The sequence below is a fragment of the Barnesiella sp. CU968 genome (assembly GCF_905219685.1).
Lineage (GTDB): Bacteria > Bacteroidota > Bacteroidia > Bacteroidales > Muribaculaceae > Lepagella > Lepagella muris_A.
The window spans coordinates 1-1,206 of the sequence record NZ_CAJMXD010000578.1 but is presented as its reverse complement, the minus strand read 5'-3'; the positions used below and the strand labels follow the sequence as shown (position 1 = coordinate 1,206).

The 1,206-nt window shown below is 45.2% G+C and carries 1 protein-coding gene; it reads right to left on the bottom strand.

The genetic code is table 11. The features are described 5' to 3' along the window. A partial coding sequence (locus JX312_RS13820) for an FAD-binding protein (RefSeq protein WP_204458499.1) occupies positions 1 to 436 on the bottom strand: 436 nt, incomplete at its 3' end. Positions 437 to 1,206: the final 770 nt, after the last annotated feature.

Here is a 1,206-nt window from a genome sequence, read left to right as displayed (position 1 = left end):
CAAAACATGCTACCGCATGTATCACATCCTTGGCCACAACGCCGTAAGCTCCGACATTCTCAAGCGCCGAAGGACCTGCCTCTCCGGGGATATGCGCAAGATTCTCCACTCCCGCAAGATTCCGTTCAAGACACCAATCCACAAAGTCAGTCCATTTTTCTCCGGCACCGGCTATGGCATACACAGTTTCGTCATCTTTGCGATATTCCTTAATGCCCTTTATTGCCGAATGCAGCACAAGACCGCCGAAGTCTTCAAGAAAAAGCAGATTGCTGCCTCCTCCGATGTGAAGGACCTCGTTGTTCATAAATTCCTCTTTTCTTGACAATGCCAGAAGCTCTCTCTCTGATGAGTACTCGGCAAAATATCTTGCCTTCACCGGAATACCGAAGGTTGTGAAGGATGTTATATCTTTGTTTTCTATGATTTCCACCATACTTTTATCTATTTTTCTGATCGTATTTCTTCAGAAACGCCCAGAAAACTGTTAAATCAATTTTTTAATTCCTGAACGACACAAGCAACCCGTCCTGAAACCTCAGATATGAGCCATTTGGATATTGCCAGAAATCAATTNTGGAATTCCAGTCATGACCGGAATTGACATCGGTCGGATTACCAAGAGAAAGTTTGCATTCCTCTTTTGTCATACCGAGCCTTACTTTTCCCTGTTGAATCAGCGACCACACCTCTTTGTCAATGCCGGGATAACGCTCCTTTGGATCGGAAAGGCTGAATATATTCTGGAAAGTCCGGCTTTCCATACCGGCTGTTCCTACATTCATATACAACATGGCAGGTGCGCCCTTTTCATCAGTTATATTTATACAGAGGGGAAATACCATCGTGCCGGGACGGACATCCGTGATTTCTACCGGCACGAATTTGCGTCCGTCTATCCGGGTACCGTCAAAGTCATACCATAACTGTGATCTGGTCCAGACTTTCCTGCCGACAAGCAGATCTCTGACACTGTCAACAAGTTCCAGATCTATAAGCATAGGCACATCCATACTCGAAATTGCCTTGCCTGCATACTCAAGACTCTTCCCTGTGGAATACTGCAATGTATTAGATCCGTTTCTGAACACTATAACAGCTTCATCAGAACCTCCCGGAGTCGTTTTCATGGTTACCCCTGCATATTCAATCGTTTTTCCTCCGAGTTTCGCCTCTTCCGGATTTACAGAATTGGGATCAAACACA